Raw genomic sequence first — 18,519 nt, 5'->3', positions numbered from 1 at the left:
TCGATCTGCTTTCTCAATCATTTACTCCTATTTTTGTGGCAGTCACAGAGCCGTTCTTTGCGAAGGATGATTGTGTTATGATCCCTCAATTCAAACGACAGGATATCGTTCTCTGACAGCCCCATTTGAATTTGGAATCGGAATGGGATTGTAATCCTTCCTTTTTTCCCTAATATCCGGTAGATCCTCATTCTTGGCTCCTTTCACATCTGCGGCAGGGGCAGGTTTCGCATTCATTTCCGCAGCTCTCCACATAGGGGCAGAATTCATTTTCATTCAGCACATGGAGGATGATCCGGTCATCACTCACATAGGACTCAAAGAGGTTGTCCGGGGTTAAATTTTCGTACTCATCAAATCTTGCCCCGATCTCTTTTAAATCCCCTTTGGAGACCGAAAACAACACATCCCCCTGCTGGATCGCTTCCAGCAAAGATTGGAGCAACCTCTGCAGCTGCTCCAGCTTATCTTGATCTCTTGGCCTTATCTCTGGAATGGGTTCCATACAATCTTCCTTTCTTTCATAATTTCCTCATACCCCTGCTTTCCATTGTCAAACAGGGAGATTTGGTTGGACTGTTTTAATTTCTCTGTGGTGTCATAATTGCTGATCAGGTATTCGACGTACATTTTTCCCGCCTCATACCGCTGTGCCATATTGCTCAGCCGTTCCATTTCCTCTATCATAAACTGGCTGGTCGCGTAAAGCTGGTAAACCACTGGGCATGCGTTGTAGGAGATCAGGATTTTCCCCTGCAAGGCACGGGCTGCGTTGGCCAATCTTTCATGGTCTTTCTGCCCAAAGTTTGCGTTGTCGTAATAGGTTTCGGTTTCTACATATGGGGGGTCCGCGTAAAACAGGGTATTGGGGCTGTCATACCGATGGATCAGTTCCTCGAAATCCAGGTTTTCCACTACAACTCCATTGAGCCTTTGGCCTGCCAGCTTCATTTCTGGAAATCGTGACCATAGACTGCATGACCTTCCTCCATAGCTTTTCAATCTGGCTGCGTAGCTGAACTTGATCTGCTGGTAGTAGTATGAGGCTCGCTCTATATCACTTAGACCAACTGGGTTTTTTAACAGCAACCGAATCCGTTCAAATTCTTCCCTTGCGTTCAGTGCTGGGGTCAATGCGTCAATCAATTCTTCCGGCTGATCCCGGATACAGCGGTACAGGTTGACCAGGTTATGGTTAAAATCATTGATCACCTCCAACTGTGATCGGTTTTTATGAAAAAACACCCATGCTCCTCCCGCGAACAATTCCGCATAGGTGTTCTTCTCATATCCGGCTGGAAACCTGTCCACAATGATTTCCCTCAACAGCTTTTTTCCTCCCACCCAACAAATTGGGCTGTTCAATCATGGTAACTCCTTTCATAGCTTTATTCCCTCCGATGATTCTGTTTTCCCAGTAAATATCTGATTTGATCCAATTGGAGCAGCACTTCTTTGCGGAACTCATAGCAAAAAACAAGAAATACTGCCAAACCAATTGCCATCAACCCTTCCAGCAATAGACCTAATAACGCGAAATACAATGTCATATCGTTTTCAATCCTTTCTTGTTGTCACATCTGCAATGAAACAGGTTCCATATCTTCTGATTGGTTTGTATATTGGGAATACTTTTGCAGGTCGATTTGCAGCAACCCGCCACACACAATTCCGCAGCCTACATGGTTGTTCAGATATTGTTCTCCTATCTTTTGATAAGTTTCATAAGTTGGATTTGCTGTTGCTTGATCTGACAGCAATCTACCCAAGGTTTTCACGTCCGGTACATCCGGCGTGTATTGGAAATATTCCATACATTTTGTCAAATCCAACGCCGAACGGACGTCATGGCATTTGGTGTATTCCATCATGGCATTCAGTTTCTCTTTTTCCTCTGGACTGAATCTGGACAGTTCTTTGCTCAGCTGTTTCAGGCTGGGAAGGTCATCCGGCGATAGTTTCTGAAACCGTTCGGTAATCTCATCTGGGTTCGCTATCTTCAGGACGCAGTTGGGAGGAATCCCTTCCAACCATTGTGGCTCGATTGGCATTGCAATCTCCACCGTCCGTTTTTCCATATCTCGTTTCATTCTCTATTCCTCCAATACTTTTTTGCCATGCCTACCAATGCACAAAGCTGAACAAACCAGACGGAACAGTTCCTCTGGAAGGAGGTTCCGATTGGCTAAATCTGAGATGGAGACCAGTTCTGTCCCGCAATACAGGTCTTTGGCCACCGCAAACAGGGTATATTCCGTTGGCTTTAAACTTCCCAGAGACATATTCTCAAAATCAATGCTATCTCTTGTCACTCTGGCAGAGGCAATCTGCCAAATGGAGGGCTCCGCTGTCAAAAGGTACACTGTTGCCAATAGATTCCTGTTTTTCTGGTTCATCCTGTCTATTACCTGTTCAAATATTTTTCTATGCTGGTTCTCGGTATACATATTTTCTGTTCCTCACTTTCCGGGCAGAAAAAAAGCAGGTAAGATTTTCTCTTACCTGCTTCTTTCTTTTACATGGATAAATAGCTTCCTTCTTCTAAATCTTCCTCCTGTTCCTCCGAATCGGTTTCCTCATAATCTTCATATTCTTCCTCTCCTACATCAAAATCAGATGTTTCCTCATTCTGATCAAATTCCTCATTTTCTGATTCACCTCCCATTTCAGATTCTTCTGTTTCTTCCTCATCAAATCCTTCTGTTTCCACACCCCCTGATTCTTCGTCAAAACCGGTTGTTTCTTCCTCAGTTGGTACTTCCTTGTCTTCTTCGATTTCCTTTCTTTCTAGGGCTTCACTGTCCCTCTCTATTTGTTCCTGTTCCCTTGCTGTCCGCATTTGTTCCAGTTCCTCACTGACTCGTTCCAGCTCATCCTCAATCAACCCGATCACGAATTCTTTTTGGGTTATCTTCCTCCCGCAGTTCTGCTCATGCCAGGTCAGATATTCCTTCACTTTCTGGAACAGATCTTCGCTCACCTGGAACGCCAATGTCCTTGTGTTTCCCACTGTCTGCTCATTCCTTTCATAATGTTCTAAAATCAACATCTCAACAAATTTGCTCATTGTCATTCCCTTGGTTTTCATTTCTTCGCTGATCTTATTGTGCAGTTCCAAGGGTATTTTGCAGGTGAGCCCTTTGGTTTCCATCCACTCTCCCTCCTTCATGATGTTCTACTTTTATTTGTTTCTTTGATTGTTTCTTAGTTTCTAATCTTCAATACCTCCTTTAATTCAATATGTACTTTTCTTACTTATTTCACAAAAAATTAACTTTTATAAATGAAAAAAGCAGATAAAAATTGCTTTTTATCTGCTTATTATCTTTTCTATTTTTTTATTCACATGAGTTCAGATCCTCAAATTATGAATTTTTTATGAAATATATCTATGGTTCGTGATCTGCGAAATCTCTCCGCTAAAACGAAAAAAAGCCCGAAATCTCGGGCTTTTTTTGGGTGATATCTTTTTTGTACACCTAACATGGTGGAGCCTAAGGGGAAGCAGTCGAACTCGGCGGCTTCCCCTTTAACAAAAGGGTCGCCGTCCGCTCCTTTCAGCATATCCCACGTGATTTCGGTCTTATCCTCCGAATACCACGAGGTCACGACCAGCTTCTCGTCGTAGAGATAAATCTTATCGACGAAATACTCCAATATCTTATCGCGCGTCTCCGGGTTGTCGAAGTCCGCGTGGAGGAACTTCTCGAAGTACGCCTTGATGCTGTGCTCGTCCTCGCACAGCGAGACCTTGACGTTCTCGGCCTGTATCGCGTCGTTCAGGGATGCCTTCTGCGCCTCAAGCTGGTTCAGGCGCTCTATGAGGGTGTCGCTGAGCGCACCACCCTCGATTGCCTTCATCAGGTTCGCGATGCCCTTCTCGACCTCCTTGCGCCTCGCCTCCAGACCTTCGAGGTATCCCGTCTCCTTGTAATGCTCCTTGTAGTACACGGCGGCGTCCACCGCAAGGGACATCAGGTTCTCCGAGTCGTCGATGATGTACCTCAGGACGTCGGTCACGAGGCCCTCAATCCAGTCCTTCTTGACCTTCTTCTTCGCGCACAGCTTCTTCCGCTGGGCGGAGCAATAGTAGTAGTAATACGTGCGCCCCGTCTTGCTCGTGCCCGAGACACCTTGCATCGTCTCCCCGCACTCGCCGCAGTACAGCTTCCCAGTCAGCCAGTAGCGAGGAGCGCCATCCTCGTCCATTCCTCGCGCCCTCTGGGAACCCTTGCGCTTGTTCTCGGCGAGGCGCTTCTGCGCCCTGTCGAACGTCTCCTCGTCGACCAGAGCAGGCATCCCGCCGGGAACGACGAACTCGCCGTGTCTGTACTCGCCGATGTACGCGCGGTTCTTGAGCATCCTGTGCATCGTCTTCACACCGAAGGGGTTACCCCTCGACGTACGCAGACCGGCCTCGTTGAACTCGTCGCAGATGGACTGCATGGGTTCTCCTTCGGCGTACTTCGTGAACATCAACTGCACGAACGGCGCGGTATCGGGGTCTATGACGTACTTGCGCTTCTTGTCCACCTTCTCTGTCTTGAAGCCGAACACCTTATGGCCGTTGAAGTTCGCGTGCTCGGCGTTGAAGTCCATCCCTCGTTGGATGTGCACGGACAGGTTCCGGCTGTAATACTCCGCCAGAGCCTCCATCAGCCCCTCGATGAGGATTCCCTCGGCGGTGTCCGTCGGGATGTTCTCCGCCAGCAGGTGTATCTCGCACCCCGCGTCGCGAATCGTCTTCTTCGCCATCGCCAGCACGTACTTATCGCGACCCAAACGGTCGGTCTTCCACGCGATGAGGGTGTTCGGACGGATTTTTGCGACCTCCGACAGCATAAGCTGGAATCCCGGACGGTCTTCCTTCGTGCCGGATATGGCCGCGTCCTCGTACTCTCGGACGATTTTCAGCCCGTGCGCGTCCGCCCATTCGTGGGCAAGCTCGCGCTGCTGTTCGATGCTCGCCTCGTTCTGCGAGTGGGAGGAGTAGCGATAGTACGCGATGGCGAGGTTGTTGTCGTTGAGCTTTGATTTCTTTCTCGCCAAACGAATCACCTCCATTCGTTTAGACACTTTCTATTTCAATCTCAATTGATTAAATGCTTTTTGATTAGTCCGCAAATGCTCAATTTGTGCTTTCTTCCGACTTGTCGGAACAATGCTCCTTCACCCACCCGTGGATGATTGCCGCGATGGTCGTGTTCCTCTCTGCTGCCATAATCTTCAGCTTTCTCTTGTCCTCCACCGTTATGGAAAGCGAGAGAATCGTCCTCTCGGGGGCGGCTCCACTCTTGGTCCCATCCATCCGTACTCCCTCCCTAGGTAAACTTTATATAATTATATAATTGCAACGCAAGAGTGTCAATCTCCGGCGGGAGGCACCGGACAGCGTGATGATGTGCGCCGACCGGGAAATCCCTTGATTTACGTGCAGATTTTATATATAATTATATAATAATATGTTGGATTTTGCTCTGACAATGAGGTGCGGCCTGCCGCACCAAAAGTGAGAGTGGCAGCTTACACATAAAAGGAGGTTCTTTCATATGACTCTAACACCGACCGTCAAGCGCCTGCTTGCCGTGACGGCGTCCCTCGCCATGGCTTTATCACTGGCCGCATGCGGAACCGCTAAAACGGGGGAAGAAGCGCCGGGCCATCGAATCACATTGACCATCACGGCCGACAAGGGCTGGGACGAGAATTCCACGCCTGCCATCGTCCACATCAAGGGGCTTGATGAGGACAACGCTTCCGTTGACTTCTATCACGCCGTGAAGGCTGATAAGGACGGGAACAAGGGCACATCTAAAGTGGAAGTTGACAAGGGACGCTACGACATCGATGTCATCAGCCCTGTCAATAAAGACGGCTCAGCTTACGAGTTGTTCGACACAGGTGATGCGACAGAAGTCGCAATCTCCGACGAACAGGACGAAGTCACTGTCGACTGCCAGATGACCTTCATCTCCGCAGACAAGGTGACGGACGATATGCTCAAGGCAATCGTGACCGACACGAAGACCGCCGTTGAGAACGGCGACTCCACCCTCAAGGGTGACAACGGAAAGGCTATCCTCGACAAGCTCGATAGCAATGTGAACGCCAACCCGAACACCTCTGACGAGACGAAGGAAGACGCTTCCAAAGCCGACGAGGAAGTCAATGTCGACAGCGAACCTGCCGACACTACCAGCAAGCCTGCTGACAAGCCTTCCGACGGAAACGCCAGCTCTTCCAGCTCCAACTCTGGAAATTCCAACTCTGGAAACTCTGGAAACAGCGGTTCCAACTCTGGCTCTTCCAGCAACACTGGAAACTCCAGCGGTTCCGACAAACCGAGCAAACCTGCCCACCAGCATTCGTGGAAACAGCACACCGCACAGAAGTGGGTGTCCAACATGGTGACAGTTCCTGACTATGAAACCCAGAAAGTCGCTGTTGGAACAAATTTCATCTTCGCTGAGGATGGATATGTCGCAAGTAACATCAACGACGCAAAGGCTCACGCTAAGGAGCTTATTAAAGCTGGTTATATCGGTAATTACCGTATGGAAACCATCTACGAAACGAAACAGGTTCAGGTCGGTTCCCATCAGGAAGACCATGGTCACAACGAGACCTATGTCGACTACGAATACTGCGACTGCGGTGCCCGCCGTTAATCGCAACCGTCCATACCACGGCTATGCCAGACCCCTCACGGGGAACGGCATAGCCGTATTTTTTTTTCAATTCTCCGCCACAGGCGGTACGGCGGATGCCCGCCAAACTATCGCGATACGACTCATGGCATAGGCGAAGACGCCTGAGACCCTCCGAGGGGCTTTCTGAAGCCCACCGTTCCATCATCCCTAGACCCCTTTCGGAACGATTTTCGGGAATCGTCCCATAGACGAGCCGAAGTCGATTTTTCGACGTTTCCGCCTCTTTCGGGGAGAGACCCTTGAAAGGTCTTTTCCAAGCCCATCTCAAGCCCACCCGCGCTCTCGACCGTCGATATGCCTTCGGCATCGGGTCGGCGCGTGAAGGAGAAGGCCCGAAAGAAAGGGAGACGCGAGATGAACGGCTACGGCATCGAGACCTATGCGGACTTGGCCAAGACGGTCGGCGGGATGGTCCTCGCCAACGAGATGGCGCATCGTCCGCTGGAACTCGTGAGCGGGGATTTCGCACCATGGGACGAGATATTCCAGTGGTACATCATCAGCTACCCCGACTTCCTGATGGAGCACACGGACGAGCCGGTGTTCCATGACGAGGAACTCGACCTGTACGTCTGGGGAATCACCCACTTCGGTACAGGCTGGGACTGCGTGCCCGCCCCCGAGATTCGCTGAGAATGACGGTTCCCGCAAGGGAGCCGTCATTTCTTTACTCCCCGAGGTACTTGTCCTCGTCGCGCACGCGCTCCGTCGCCTCGGCCGTCTGCTGCATCTTCGGCGTGACGCCGCGATGCTTGACGGTGCGGGCGGCCTCGTTGTCCAGAGCCTCCTCGGCGGCCTTCAGGCGCTTCTCGGCGTCCCACATGTTGCCGCGCGATTCGTAGAGACGACGCTCGGCGTCCTCCTGCATCCTGCGGCGCTGGTCCTCCATGAACTGGAGCATCATCATGCGGAACATCCGGGCCATCATGTCCGACATCATGCGGGAGACGGGGTCGGTCCCGGTCCTGCTCGCCAGCGTGTACAGCCCGAATCCCATTGCGAGGCTCGGGCAGGCCCCCTTCAGGGCGTCGCGTGCCTCCTTGGAATCGCGGAACTCCCTGCGGGCGCGTTCCACATCGGCCCGGAGCTGGGCGAGGGCGTCTTCCGGGTCGTTCTCTGCATTCGCGAGCGCCTCGTACTGCTCCCCGGCGATAGGCATGCCCTCGCTCTTCCTGCGGCGGGCGTACACGCTCTTCAAATCGGAGGCCATGTCCTTTACGTCGGACTCGCTCGGTTCGTACATGTCAAAATCATGCTGGGCAGGGGAATCCTGCTGCGTATCCTCCATGCCGACCATCTGGGAGTCCTGCTTCGGAACTGGAGATGTCTCCAATGCCTCACGGGTCTGCTGTCCCTGCTTCTCCTCGAAGAACCGCTCGACGCCTTCCTTCGTCAGGTCGTCTGCGAGGTTGGAGGCACGGCGCTTTCGGGTCCTACGCTTCGGACCCCATTCGTCCCGCATCCTGTAAGACCATCCGACGGACTTCTCGCCCGTCTTCTTGTCGACTTTCGATGTCTCATTGAGGGTCACTCCGGCGAACGCAAGACGCTGCTTGAAATCATCAATATCGCTGGCGTCGTCCCTTGCTTTTGCCACCGCATCGCCGAGATGGCGGTCGAAGGAATCGTAGTCGAACGAGTCCCGTTTCTCCGCCCATGTCGACTTGTCCTTGTCCGCTCCTATCACGGACAGACCCCACTCGAGGCTCAGCTCGTCGTTCACCGCCTGCACGCGCGGGGCGAACAGGCTCGTGTCGTCCTTGTTGATGACCTGCCCGGTGCGGCAATCGTGGTTCGCGATTGTCGCGTGGGCGTGGACGCATCCGCCCTCGCCGTCCACGTGCATGGTCACCCAACACGGGGAGTCGGGGGCGAGTCTATGGCAGAGCAGGTAGGCGTGCTCCATGCCCCTCTGCACATCGTCGGGATGGCCCGGATTCAACTCGTCGAGCGCCCATGAGACGCGAAGCTCGTAACCCTCGTTGACCATGTTCGGATGGACGGCATGAAGCCCGTTGCAGTACGCGATGAACTCACCTCGGGAGGGCATGTCGCCCATCTGGGCGGCGATGCGGTCCGTCCCGTTTTGCAGGTGGTCGCGTCTGCGCTTTCCCTCTCCGAACTCGGTGTAGGACATGCGGCCCCGGACGTCGGGCAATGCCTGCACATACGTCGTCGACATCAGACATCACCTCCCGTGATTCCGCCATGCAAATCGGCCCGAAGCTCCTTGACCTCGTCCGACAATCCTTCGATGGATTCCCTCAGGCTTTCGAACGCCTTCTTGTCCGGTTCCATCTTGATTTCCTCAAGCATGCCCATCCCTTTCACGCGGGCGTTGAAGGCCCGTGCAATCTGGTTGATGTTCACGCCGATTCGGTTCAATTCCATCAGCATCCGGTCGAGCTGCGGAGTGTCCGCAACGACCTCGTGCTCCGTGTGGGAACCGGCGGAACCGTACAGCGCGCCACGCAGATAGTTCGAGCGCGTGCGTCCGCCTCTCTTCCCATCCAGAAGGGCAAGCTCCTCGGCGTTCATGCGCACCTGAACCACCGCCTCGCGACGGTCCTTCTTGTAGCGCTGGCGGGTCGCCTTGCCGCTTCTTTTTTCAACTTCTTTTGCCATGCAAAACACCTCCTTGTTCGCAATCCAAATGCGATGTGCATTTCTCGTCGCACTTTGCTGCAATCTGCGAAACGGGGAAGGGAGCAAGCATTGACCATGTACGTACAAAATGCGAATATCGCATTTTTCCCGCCATGGTCAGCTTGCGAGGGGGCGGCTTCGCCGTCCCCTTCGAACCCCCGAATCTGTCCCCTCCGACTCAACATGTTCTGTCCGACAGAACCACGCGACCGAATGTCGGACACGGGGACGACTCCCCATGTCCGAACCTCCGGCGCGTTTTAATCGAAGGGGCGGCGCTCGGGATTGAAGCCCTCGACGCCGAGAGAACCGCGGTCGCCGTCCGAAGAATCGGCGTCGCCCGCAGGTTCGCGCACGACTGCGCTCGGGTCACCATCGGAAGGATTTCCGCCGTTTCCATGTCCGGCGTCCCTGTGCAGCGTCTTGACGAACGCGAGCACCTCCTCGGCGGAACCCATTTCCTTCACTTCGGGGAAGACCGCCACGAGGGCATCGGCGTACGCCTTGGTCTTCGCAGCCTGCTTCTCGCGGCGCAACTTCTTCGCCTGAGCCTCAAGCTCGCGCGCCTTCTTGTCTATGTCATCGAATCTCTTGATAGCCATAATCAATCACTCCTTATCTATTTGAATCTATCTCTTCACTTGCGGTCGTTTCTCCGGACACCATGTACGCCGGAATCGACCCCACCTTGTTCCGCACATAGCCTCGATAGCTGTCCTTCACGTCGGGCTGCGCCAGACGCATCTTGTCGTTTCCCCGGTAGTCGTGATTCATCCACTCCTGTACCTGATATTCGAGAATCAGCATCTCGGGGACATCCATCCGGTTCGCCGAGCGGACCTTGTCCTGTAACTGCCATCCGTATTCCGGTGCAATCAGTTCGAGCGAGGAATAGAAGGAGTTCCGGCTCAGCATCTTTCCCTGAGGGACGTTCGTCTGGAACCAGTAGCGGTACAAATCGTATAGAAACTTGCAAGGGAGCAGGTCCCATGCGGCTTGGTCGAACACCTCGTCCGCGAACTGGCGAAGAGGGTCGTTGTCGACTCGGAACACGTCCAGCGACTTCTCGGATGCTTCGGGAACGCTGAACTCGTCGAAATCCATCTCGTACAGGGTGTGGAACAGGACGTATTCGAGGACATCCTTTCGTCCCAGATAATCGTCCTTGATGTATTTCCGCTCGCAGCCCTCGAATCGCTTCTCGAACGGAATCACGAGCAATCGCCTGTACATGGATTCCGACTTGTCCTTGAGCTTCGGAATCTCGTTCACGCATTGAATCATCAACCCACGGAAAAGGCACGGCATTGGAGCCTTGTACTTGCGGTTGAGCAGGAACGGGTCTCCCGTGATGACCGACTTGAGCGTGGCCGCCTTGTCGATATACGTTCCGACGTCGTTCTCGTCCGTGATAATCGCCTGTACGCGGGTAAGCTCCTCAAGCATGAAATCCTGCCCGAAATCCTTCAGGGGAATCGAGGCCCAAGAGCCTTTCCCGAGCAGGTTCCGGACGAGGGCGCAGAACGTGCCTTTTCCGTTGTTGCCCTGAGTGGAGTACAGCCAGACGGATTTGTTCCACGGCATGTTCGGACGCAGGGAAGCCCCCAGCACCTCCCAGAGAACCTTGACAACCTCGGGGTCGTCGGAAAGCTCCTCCATCCACGAGACCACGTCCCAATCCGTTCCGTCTTGGTCGTTGTGGATGACCGGATTCCGGGCGTTCGGGACGAAATCCACGTTCGACTTGCTGGTGAACACGTACTTCGGGTCGAAATCCAGCAGAATCTTGTTCTCGTAGTCGAAGATTCCGTTGTTCACGGGAACGAGTGCCTTGTCTTTGCAAGGCTCCACCTTCGACACGAGGACGCGCAGCTTGTTCTCGGTGTTGCGCATGTCCACATCGCTGATTCCCGGGTGGAGAGCCGTAATCAACCTCCGGACCGTCTCGGTGCGGGTGTCGTACAGCCCTCGACGCTCTCCATCGGACTGATAGACCCCCACGTCGAAATTTCCGTCACCTTCCTGACCGTTCAGGCGGATTCCGACCGCGTGGTACAGGCGAATTATCACGCTCGCCACCTGCCAAGGCGTCAGGGCCTTCAGTTTCCGTACGCGGTCAGCAGGGGCTTTCGCGTTCGGGTACGCGTCCTTGATGGGCGCTCCCATAGGGGCGTTCGGGTCGCGGGGACCGAGGTTGTATTCCTCGATTGCGTTGTTGGTCGCCTGAAGAAGCTCCGCCTCGATGCTCTCGAACGGCAGGTCGGCGTCCTCGTCGAGGCCGTCCAGATAATCGTCCGTGACCGCCTTGAGCAGCCCGTTGTATGTTAAGTCTTGAAATTCGCTCATATCTGTGGTATCATTAATATAGTTAAATGGTACCGTCCCGTAAGCGTCGCCAGCGCTGGGGCGGTTTTCTTTTTGCCTCATAACCTCACCTCCTTAATGAATCCCGTGAGACACCAGATATTTCTCGAACGTCTCGCGGTGAATACGACGACTGCGAATCGTGTCAGTCATCACTACGAAGTCCGCGTCATCGGCCTTCATCAGCGAACGCACGCGCCCGATTCCTATTTCGAACAGGGTCGACGCCTCGGCACTCGTCAGGAACGGCTTCGCCTTCAGAGCCGTGATGTAGGCCGCGTATTCCTCCATCGTCAGCTCGCTCCCGCCGAGAATCTTCTTCGTGAACCCCTTCTTCTGTTTTGCATTTGCCATAAAGCAACCTCCTTTTTCCTGCCTATAAACGCAAAAAAGCGGCGAACCAGAATCCAGCAATCAAGCTGAAATCTGATTCGCCGCTCGTCACGTTCGTGCGATTTCCGTCCTATTTGGACGGGTAGACGCTGTTGCCATCCCGTATCGGCTCGTCAGACCGATGCAGTTTCGAGGGCGGACCCTCATCGGCTTCCTCCCGAGCCTAAGGCTCGGTCTCAGATAGGCTTACGTCGGTATATCCCGGCCGCTATCCATCGGCAATCATGTCGCGAATTTATGCATATATTATACAACACAAAATGACGGAAAGCAATACCAAACATCACATACCAGCAGGTCAGGGGCATGTCTAACACTATTTCCCGCCATAAATGAGCAGAAACATTATGCAAAAAAATCGCAGTACAGGGGGAAGAGGGGTGCTCTCAGGTAAATGTTCCAGTTTTGTTCCACTTTTGTTCCAGTTTTTTCAGGCAAAATGGAACGCTGATTTCCCGATGGTTCTCGACCCGAAACGCCGTTGTTCCAATTGTTCCAGTTTTTTTCAACAAACTTTTTTATATATACGGATTTCTCTTTTTTCTTCTCGCGTAAATAAAGGTTTATAAAAAAGTGGAACAAATGGAACAATCGAAGAAATGCCCCGAGAATATGCGGGTTTCGTCTGTTCCAATTTTGTTTTGAGAAATGGAACAAGATTTTTCAAATCGGGCTGGAACACCGAGAAAATGCGGGAAATGTCTGTTCCAACTTTTTTGGAACAAAATGGAACAACAATACCTTGAGCACGTCACCCTTCCCATGTACCCAGTCCATAAAGCGCATCGAGCGAAGCGAGATGCAGGTTGTGCTCTTACATTCTTTTCAGAACGTCCTCAAAGCCGTTTTAGGGCACAGAAAAGCCCGAAGGGTAACAAGTACCTCCTCGGGCTTAAAACGTCTTAAAACGCAAAATACGATGTCAGGAAAACGAAAAGGGGACGCCCTAAAGGGCATCCCCAAATCTATACACAAGCGCGAACTCATTCTTGATGAAGAAGAGTTCGACGCTTCCTCTTTTGGTGGAGATGACGGGAGTCGAACCCGTGTCCAAAAAACGATTCATATAGTTTTCTACGAGTGTAGTCTGTTAAAAAATGTCTCCTGGAAACTGTTAACAGACAAACTGTTGCCAGGATAAGCCTTCATTAGACCTTATTCCAGTCAAGGCACCCTGGATAAAGTTCACCACAAATAAAATAAGCGTGTTAGGCGACGGGTGGTCAGGTCATCCTAAGACGGGCAAGCTTAAATTAAGCTGCGCAAAGTTCGTTATAGCTATTATTATTTTTAGCGTTTAAAATTTAGGTATGCCTTTTATAGAGCTGGCATCTCCTCTACTCGCTTACCATACTTCACATTCCCTGTCGAAACCGTTGCATCCCCATATTAATAACGGGAGCGTTCTTTCATGGCGCGATCCATCTCACGTTTCGCGTCACGTCTGGCAATGTCAGCACGTTTATCGTATAATTTTTTCCCTCTACATAAGCCTACTTCCATTTTTACCTTGGAATTTTTAAAATATAAAGACAAAGGAATCAAGGAATACCCTTGCTGTTTGACTTGATCAAACAGTTTCACAATCTCTTTTTTGTGCATTAATAATTTACGTACACGCAAAGGGTCGCGGTTAAAGATATTCCCTTTTTCATAAGGGCTAATGTGCATATTGTGAACAAAAATTTCGCCATCCTCAATATAGCAAAAGCTATCTTTGAGATTCACGCCACCCTGACGTAAAGACTTTACCTCGGTTCCCACCAATTCAATTCCCGCTTCCAGGCTTTCCTCCACAAAATAATCGTGGCGAGCTTTTCTGTTCTGCGCAATTATTTTTCCGCCTTGTGGCATAAATCTCACCTCACTTGTTATATTTCGTTGCGGTTTTCCAATGCTTTGGACAAAGTCATATCATCCGCATACTCCAATTCCCCACCAACGGGAATTCCATATGCCAGCCGTGTTACTGTTACATCCAAAGGTTTTAACAATTTGGAAAGGTACATGGCAGTCGCTTCCCCCTCAATGGTCGGATTGGTTGCCATAATCACTTCATGAACCTCTGTATCCTGGATTCTTTGCAACAACTGCTTAATACAAAGCTGTTCTGGTCCAATCCCATCCATGGGAGAGATTAAACCATGCAATACATGGTATACTCCATGGAAACCCCGAGCGCGTTCAAACGCAATCACATCCTTTGGTGTTTCCACAACACAAATTGTGGTATGATCCCGTGTTACATCCGAACAGATATCACATACAGGTTTCTCCGTGAAGTTTTGGCAGATTTCGCATTTTTTAATCTTCTCATGTGCTTCTAAAATAGAATTCGCAAATTCTGTTGCATCCTCTTTGCTCATTGTCAACACATAAAACGCCAAACGCCATGCGGTTTTCATTCCAATTCCAGGGAGGGAAGCAAACTGTTCCGCCAATTTTTTTAATGGGATAGCTTCGTGCGCCATATTACATCAAACCTGGGATGGAAATTCCACCAGTAATTTTCTGCATATCTTCTTCTGATTTTGCTTCTACTTGAGCCATTGCTTCATTAATTGCACTGATAATTAAATCTTGCAACATTTCCACATCATCTGGATCTACTACTTCAGGTTTAATGTGCAAAGCAGTTACTTCTTTTTTTCCGCTCACAACGGCTTCTACAACGCCGCCGCCTACACTGGAAGTAAATTCCATTGCTTCTAATTCAGCTTGAGCTTGCTCCATTTTCGCCTGCATTTCCTGTGCGCGTTTTACCATATCATTTACGCCGCCACCGTATCCTTTTGGCAATCTTGATTTCATGTTCTGTTCCTCCAATATTATGTATTTTAATCAAACACTATTCTTGTTTTTCCTTAATTTTATTCTTCTATCACTGGAATTCCAGAAGACCGAGCACGGTCTAAAACATCATCCAATGGATTTTCTTCGGTTTCCTGTGTCTTTGTCCCTTTAATTAAAATCCGATATTTCCGGCCAGTGTAACGGAAGATGATTTCATCCATCAATTCTTTTTTACTCTGGACAGTTTCTTTAAACACAGCGTTTGGGGATTGAATCAATAACCGATCCCCGGAAGTCATGGCATAGGACCCTCTTAAGATGCCAAACAGCATTCCAGAACTCTCCCCTATTTCCTGAACAATTTCATTCCAACATTCCAATGGTTCTGGCCGTTGTTTTAGCTTTGGTTCTGTTTTGGTTGAAGTTGCTGACTGTTCTACTGGTTTAGTTTGTGTTGGTTGTTCCAATTGGTTCTTCTCTTCTTTTACAGAAGAATCCATTTTTTCAGACTCTACCGGAGCAGCAGCTATACCATATTTCAATTTACTTTCCAACTGATCTAAACGGCGGTTAATACTATCTAACTGATAATCATATTTTGGAGAAGAAAGTTTGACAAAACAAATTTCCAACTCCAGCCGTTTATTGCTGACCCTACCCAGTCGGTCCATTGTATCCTGCAACACTGTCAGGCAATGGATAATTTGGGAAAGCTTCAAGGGTTCCGCTTCTTGTTGGAACTGGTGTAACTCTTCATCAGATACAGAAAGCATTTGTTGATCCCCTGACCCCACTTTTACCATCATTAAATTGCGGTAAAAATGAATCAATTCTTCACAAAGACGTTCTAAATCCTTGGATTTGGAGTAGAGCTCATCCAGTAAAGTCATTGCCCTTGCTGTATCCTGCTCCATAATTGCCTGATGGAATTCAAACAAATATTCCCTTCCTGCTACACCAGCAGCAGACGCAACTACATCAGCAGTAATTTCAGAAGAATACGCAACACATTGATCCAATAAACTCAATGCATCTCTCATTCCCCCATCTGCAAGGCGGGCAATCATCCCCGCTGCGTCCGGTGTCAAAGAAAAATCTTCCTGAGTACTGATTTTCAGCAAGCGTTGCACGATATCATCGGTTTTAATCCTTCTAAAATCAAACCGCTGGCAACGCGATAATATTGTAACCGGTATTTTATGTACCTCGGTAGTTGCTAAAATAAAAATAACATGAGCCGGAGGTTCTTCCATAATCTTTAACAAGGCATTAAACGCCCCTATACTCAGCATGTGGGCTTCATCGATGATATATACCCGGTATTTACAAGACACTGGCGTAAAATTTGCCTCATCCCGCAATTCACGGATATTGTCCACCCCATTATTGCTGGCAGCGTCAATTTCCACTACATCTAAAATGGAACCATCCTCAATCCCTTTACAGATTTCACATTTTAAACAGGGCTGCCCATCCACTGGATGCAAACAGTTCACAGCCTTTGCTAAAATTTTAGAACAAGTAGTTTTTCCTGTTCCCCGGGAACCAGTAAAAAGATAAGCATGCGCCACATGGTTATGTTTGATTTCATTGGTAAGGGTTGTGGTGATATGGGGCTGGGAGATAACATCATCAAAATTTTGAGGACGCCATTTCCGATAGAGAGCCAGATACATACCATTTCACCCTTTCTTAGAAAAACAACCCACCCACAATGTGGATGGGTTTGTACTTCCGACCATGTTTTTCCAGTTAACAGCCTCACAAGCAGGTATTCAGGTGAATCTGCGGCGCACGGCAGAAGCTGCTTAATGCTGCTCGGTTCCCCGCCTGACATGGTTCGCAGAACGCCATCGCACAGAGCCCAAACACCTGCGTGTCAGGCTGTTAATTGAAATTGCTATATTATTATACTATAACTGGAACGAAAATACAATAGCCAATTGCAAATTTTTTGTAAAGCTAGATTATATTAAATGCCATGCAACAATGAAACCTTATATAAAAAACACCGAAATATGTGAAACAAAATAATATTTTATCTTCTCTAGTGATAACGATATTCAGGTTTAATAAATGAAACTCCATTTTGTTTCATATCCAGCCAGTCCCCTGTCAGTTCTTCTGAAAGGATTTCATACACAAACAGCCAGTTTTTGTTGAAATCCTCCTCATTTTGGCTCAGTTGCAGAGCATATTTTTTCAGTTCTTCCACGGTATCGTTTGCTCCTTGCCTTTGGAAATACAAAAAACTCAACAGGCAAAACAAGCAATCCCCGCTATGGACTACCTGAGCAATATGGAAATTTGGAAGCTCAAAACCGTATTTCATCGCATAATAAATGGCATAACAGACTGCTTCATAGTTATGTTGTTGTAAACCGGACTGATATATTTTCTGGGATAGAAACGCAATCTGTTCTGAAGTTACACCAAGTTGTGAAAAAACTGTAGTCTCCAATTGAGGGATTAAATAAGGATAAAGCAGTACCAAATGGAATATGGTTTTGATGCTGTATTCTTTTGCTCCTGGAGTTAATTCTTGCCCTTTTAATACCTGGATGGCATAATTCAGGATAGCAGAATTCATCTGGTTTGCTTGCATTAATTCGATAGCAGAATCCAAATATGCCCTAGCAGATCGGAAATCAATCTGATGATGGGAATTTAGAGGGACAGAATTGATTTTACGTACCCACTGTTCTACTGATGCAACGGGGAGCTCACATATTTCAGTCTTTTTGTGGTTTAAGGATAAATCAAAGCTTTGCAGCTCTTCCCCTAAATCCACCAGAAATTTCTGCCCATCTTCATAGGAGGGGACATAGCAGGTGTAATCGTCAATATTGCGGATGTACCGCCAGCCTTTCTGATAAAGATGACAGTCAATTGCGGTTAAAATAATCTCAGATAAAACATTGGAACTGTGCGGCCCAATCAATAAGCCACGGGATTCCCCATTGTTCGTATGCTGGGCATAGTGGCTCAATTGATGGCACCACTGGGCTTCTGGTTTATTTTCCTTGGCGGCTTCCTTCCCCACCAAAGCCCAAGAAATTGCCTGTGCGCAAATGCTAGGAAAACAACTGGAAATATCCGCTTTTACTAAATACTTGCATCCTATCATCAAATCTGGTTCCGGCATCCCATCCAGTTTCCAATTTTTATAGTTCATAAAGAAGATAGGGGTTTTTCCCTCCATTTTGCGGATGTGGATTCTGCTGACCATATAATCCTGTTCTACAGTCTGTTTTGTAAAATGTTCTTTCAACCTATCCCAATAATCTGCAATGCAACGACATAACCGTTCGTATGCCATAGGGTTTGGAATACCTAACATACGGGGAATGTTGATATTCCTCATGCTTTCATACGAAATATATGGTTCCTTTTGGTCAAAAAATGGATTTGAGCGAACCTGACAATAGGCAAAAAAAGGTTCTGAGGTTAAAACTGGCGGGAGTTTTTCGGTAAACATTCCATAGGCTACTAGTCCTTTATACAGTTCTTCCGCCGTAAGCTCATCCATAAATTCAGCATAGGTTTTTGGCATAGTTACACCTTCTTATCGTTGATCATCCTTTTTATTGTTTCAATGACAGAATATTTTATG

The 18,519-nt window shown here is 49.2% G+C and carries 21 protein-coding genes and 2 other RNA genes; 2 read left to right on the top strand and 21 right to left on the bottom strand.

What is annotated here, in order from left to right; genetic code table 11:
- Positions 1-17 precede the first annotated feature (17 nt).
- The 9 genes from BQ2683_RS13260 to BQ2683_RS09260 all read right to left on the bottom strand — a co-directional run bounded on the left by BQ2683_RS13260 (position 18) and on the right by BQ2683_RS09260 (position 5,308).
- Entirely contained in the window at positions 18-191 is a 174-nt protein-coding gene (locus tag BQ2683_RS13260) for an AbrB/MazE/SpoVT family DNA-binding domain-containing protein (RefSeq protein ID WP_141720211.1), read from the bottom strand.
- Entirely contained in the window at positions 188-505 is a 318-nt protein-coding gene (locus BQ2683_RS09290) for a hypothetical protein (protein WP_069988736.1), read from the bottom strand. Before BQ2683_RS09290 ends, BQ2683_RS13260 begins: the two co-directional genes overlap by 4 nt.
- On the bottom strand, positions 484-1,365 hold the full coding sequence (locus tag BQ2683_RS09285; protein ID WP_083256436.1) for a DNA adenine methylase: 882 nt from the start codon (positions 1,363-1,365) through the stop codon (positions 484-486). Before BQ2683_RS09285 ends, BQ2683_RS09290 begins: the two co-directional genes overlap by 22 nt.
- A 23-nt stretch (positions 1,366-1,388) precedes the next feature.
- Positions 1,389-1,550, bottom strand: coding sequence for a hypothetical protein (locus tag BQ2683_RS13430; RefSeq protein WP_159427369.1), 162 nt, complete (start codon positions 1,548-1,550; stop codon positions 1,389-1,391).
- Positions 1,551-1,574: 24 nt separating this feature from the next.
- Complete coding sequence (locus tag BQ2683_RS09280; protein WP_069988735.1) at positions 1,575-2,090, bottom strand: hypothetical protein; 516 nt, start codon at positions 2,088-2,090, stop codon at positions 1,575-1,577.
- 3 nt (positions 2,091-2,093) lie between these two features.
- Positions 2,094-2,447 (bottom strand): hypothetical protein, encoded by a 354-nt coding sequence (locus BQ2683_RS09275; protein WP_069988734.1) that lies wholly within the window; start codon positions 2,445-2,447, stop codon positions 2,094-2,096.
- A 68-nt stretch (positions 2,448-2,515) separates the two neighbouring features.
- On the bottom strand, positions 2,516-3,151 hold the full coding sequence (locus tag BQ2683_RS09270) for a hypothetical protein (protein WP_069988733.1): 636 nt from the start codon (positions 3,149-3,151) through the stop codon (positions 2,516-2,518).
- A 209-nt stretch (positions 3,152-3,360) separates the two neighbouring features.
- Positions 3,361-5,058, bottom strand: coding sequence for a recombinase family protein (locus BQ2683_RS09265; RefSeq protein WP_235843929.1), 1,698 nt, complete (start codon positions 5,056-5,058; stop codon positions 3,361-3,363).
- Positions 5,059-5,128: 70 nt separating this feature from the next.
- The gene (locus BQ2683_RS09260) at positions 5,129-5,308 is read right to left on the bottom strand and encodes a hypothetical protein (RefSeq protein WP_065532245.1); all 180 of its coding nucleotides are present in this window, start codon (positions 5,306-5,308) and stop codon (positions 5,129-5,131) included.
- Between the two features lie 241 nt (positions 5,309-5,549).
- On the opposite strand from BQ2683_RS09260, the gene BQ2683_RS09255 reads away from it, so the two are divergent.
- Both BQ2683_RS09255 and BQ2683_RS09245 read left to right on the top strand, forming a co-directional pair.
- Complete coding sequence (locus BQ2683_RS09255; RefSeq protein WP_069988732.1) at positions 5,550-6,668, top strand: hypothetical protein; 1,119 nt, start codon at positions 5,550-5,552, stop codon at positions 6,666-6,668.
- 396 nt (positions 6,669-7,064) lie between these two features.
- On the top strand, positions 7,065-7,343 hold the full coding sequence (locus tag BQ2683_RS09245; RefSeq protein ID WP_069988731.1) for a hypothetical protein: 279 nt from the start codon (positions 7,065-7,067) through the stop codon (positions 7,341-7,343).
- Positions 7,344-7,377: 34 nt separating this feature from the next.
- Here BQ2683_RS09245 and BQ2683_RS09240 read toward each other — a convergent pair whose 3' ends face one another.
- The 12 genes from BQ2683_RS09240 to BQ2683_RS09180 all read right to left on the bottom strand — a co-directional run bounded on the left by BQ2683_RS09240 (position 7,378) and on the right by BQ2683_RS09180 (position 18,459).
- The gene (locus BQ2683_RS09240) at positions 7,378-8,892 is read right to left on the bottom strand and encodes a relaxase family protein (RefSeq protein ID WP_069988730.1); all 1,515 of its coding nucleotides are present in this window, start codon (positions 8,890-8,892) and stop codon (positions 7,378-7,380) included.
- A complete protein-coding gene (locus BQ2683_RS09235) occupies positions 8,892-9,335 on the bottom strand; it encodes a plasmid mobilization protein (RefSeq protein ID WP_066736972.1) in 444 nt (147 codons plus the stop codon). Before BQ2683_RS09235 ends, BQ2683_RS09240 begins: the two co-directional genes overlap by 1 nt.
- 281 nt (positions 9,336-9,616) lie before the next feature.
- Positions 9,617-9,958, bottom strand: a complete 342-nt coding sequence (locus BQ2683_RS09230) for a hypothetical protein (RefSeq protein ID WP_069988729.1) — start codon at positions 9,956-9,958, stop codon at positions 9,617-9,619.
- Between the two features lie 13 nt (positions 9,959-9,971).
- On the bottom strand, positions 9,972-11,783 hold the full coding sequence (locus BQ2683_RS09225; protein WP_083256435.1) for a DNA primase family protein: 1,812 nt from the start codon (positions 11,781-11,783) through the stop codon (positions 9,972-9,974).
- Between the two features lie 12 nt (positions 11,784-11,795).
- A complete protein-coding gene (locus tag BQ2683_RS09220) occupies positions 11,796-12,074 on the bottom strand; it encodes an excisionase (RefSeq protein ID WP_009270622.1) in 279 nt (92 codons plus the stop codon).
- 1,059 nt (positions 12,075-13,133) lie between these two features.
- Positions 13,134-13,499, bottom strand: a transfer-messenger RNA (tmRNA) gene (gene ssrA, locus BQ2683_RS09210).
- A 3-nt stretch (positions 13,500-13,502) separates the two neighbouring features.
- Positions 13,503-13,967, bottom strand: coding sequence for an SsrA-binding protein SmpB (smpB, locus tag BQ2683_RS09205; RefSeq protein WP_069988727.1), 465 nt, complete (start codon positions 13,965-13,967; stop codon positions 13,503-13,505).
- A gap of 17 nt (positions 13,968-13,984) precedes the next feature.
- Positions 13,985-14,584, bottom strand: coding sequence for a recombination mediator RecR (recR, locus tag BQ2683_RS09200; RefSeq protein ID WP_069988726.1), 600 nt, complete (start codon positions 14,582-14,584; stop codon positions 13,985-13,987).
- Between the two features lies 1 nt (position 14,585).
- Positions 14,586-14,924: a YbaB/EbfC family nucleoid-associated protein gene (locus BQ2683_RS09195; protein ID WP_069988725.1), complete on the bottom strand. Its 339-nt coding sequence runs from the start codon at positions 14,922-14,924 to the stop codon at positions 14,586-14,588.
- Positions 14,925-14,983: 59 nt separating this feature from the next.
- Entirely contained in the window at positions 14,984-16,582 is a 1,599-nt protein-coding gene (gene dnaX, locus BQ2683_RS09190) for a DNA polymerase III subunit gamma/tau (protein ID WP_069988724.1), read from the bottom strand.
- A 94-nt stretch (positions 16,583-16,676) separates the two neighbouring features.
- Positions 16,677-16,776: signal recognition particle sRNA small type (ffs, locus tag BQ2683_RS09185), an RNA gene on the bottom strand.
- A gap of 177 nt (positions 16,777-16,953) precedes the next feature.
- A complete protein-coding gene (locus BQ2683_RS09180) occupies positions 16,954-18,459 on the bottom strand; it encodes an RNA-directed DNA polymerase (RefSeq protein WP_069988723.1) in 1,506 nt (501 codons plus the stop codon).
- Between the last annotated feature and the right edge of the window lie 60 nt (positions 18,460-18,519).

Source organism: Massilioclostridium coli (assembly GCF_900095865.1).
In the GTDB taxonomy this organism is placed as follows: domain Bacteria; phylum Bacillota; class Clostridia; order Oscillospirales; family Ruminococcaceae; genus Massilioclostridium; species Massilioclostridium facile.
This window is presented reverse-complemented; position numbering and strand designations above follow the sequence as displayed.

Bases quoted from the DNA above. Each gene is read 5' to 3' on its own strand.
- BQ2683_RS09180 (WP_069988723.1), bottom strand. From the start codon at position 18,459: ATGCCAAAAACCTATGCTGAATTTATGGATGAGCTTACGGCGGAAGAA.
- BQ2683_RS09280 (WP_069988735.1), bottom strand. From the start codon at position 2,090: ATGAAACGAGATATGGAAAAACGGACGGTGGAGATTGCAATGCCAATC.
- BQ2683_RS09225 (WP_083256435.1), bottom strand. From the start codon at position 11,783: ATGAGGCAAAAAGAAAACCGCCCCAGCGCTGGCGACGCTTACGGGACG.
- dnaX (WP_069988724.1), bottom strand. From the start codon at position 16,582: ATGTATCTGGCTCTCTATCGGAAATGGCGTCCTCAAAATTTTGATGAT.
- BQ2683_RS09240 (WP_069988730.1), bottom strand. From the start codon at position 8,892: ATGTCGACGACGTATGTGCAGGCATTGCCCGACGTCCGGGGCCGCATG.
- BQ2683_RS09290 (WP_069988736.1), bottom strand. From the start codon at position 505: ATGGAACCCATTCCAGAGATAAGGCCAAGAGATCAAGATAAGCTGGAG.
- BQ2683_RS09230 (WP_069988729.1), bottom strand. From the start codon at position 9,958: ATGGCTATCAAGAGATTCGATGACATAGACAAGAAGGCGCGCGAGCTT.
- BQ2683_RS09270 (WP_069988733.1), bottom strand. From the start codon at position 3,151: ATGGAAACCAAAGGGCTCACCTGCAAAATACCCTTGGAACTGCACAAT.
- BQ2683_RS09235 (WP_066736972.1), bottom strand. From the start codon at position 9,335: ATGGCAAAAGAAGTTGAAAAAAGAAGCGGCAAGGCGACCCGCCAGCGC.
- BQ2683_RS13430 (WP_159427369.1), bottom strand. From the start codon at position 1,550: ATGACATTGTATTTCGCGTTATTAGGTCTATTGCTGGAAGGGTTGATG.
- recR (WP_069988726.1), bottom strand. From the start codon at position 14,584: ATGGCGCACGAAGCTATCCCATTAAAAAAATTGGCGGAACAGTTTGCT.
- BQ2683_RS09245 (WP_069988731.1), top strand. From the start codon at position 7,065: ATGAACGGCTACGGCATCGAGACCTATGCGGACTTGGCCAAGACGGTC.
- BQ2683_RS09260 (WP_065532245.1), bottom strand. From the start codon at position 5,308: ATGGATGGGACCAAGAGTGGAGCCGCCCCCGAGAGGACGATTCTCTCG.
- BQ2683_RS09195 (WP_069988725.1), bottom strand. From the start codon at position 14,924: ATGAAATCAAGATTGCCAAAAGGATACGGTGGCGGCGTAAATGATATG.
- BQ2683_RS09255 (WP_069988732.1), top strand. From the start codon at position 5,550: ATGACTCTAACACCGACCGTCAAGCGCCTGCTTGCCGTGACGGCGTCC.
- BQ2683_RS09220 (WP_009270622.1), bottom strand. From the start codon at position 12,074: ATGGCAAATGCAAAACAGAAGAAGGGGTTCACGAAGAAGATTCTCGGC.
- BQ2683_RS13260 (WP_141720211.1), bottom strand. From the start codon at position 191: ATGAGGATCTACCGGATATTAGGGAAAAAAGGAAGGATTACAATCCCA.
- smpB (WP_069988727.1), bottom strand. From the start codon at position 13,967: ATGCCACAAGGCGGAAAAATAATTGCGCAGAACAGAAAAGCTCGCCAC.
- BQ2683_RS09275 (WP_069988734.1), bottom strand. From the start codon at position 2,447: ATGTATACCGAGAACCAGCATAGAAAAATATTTGAACAGGTAATAGAC.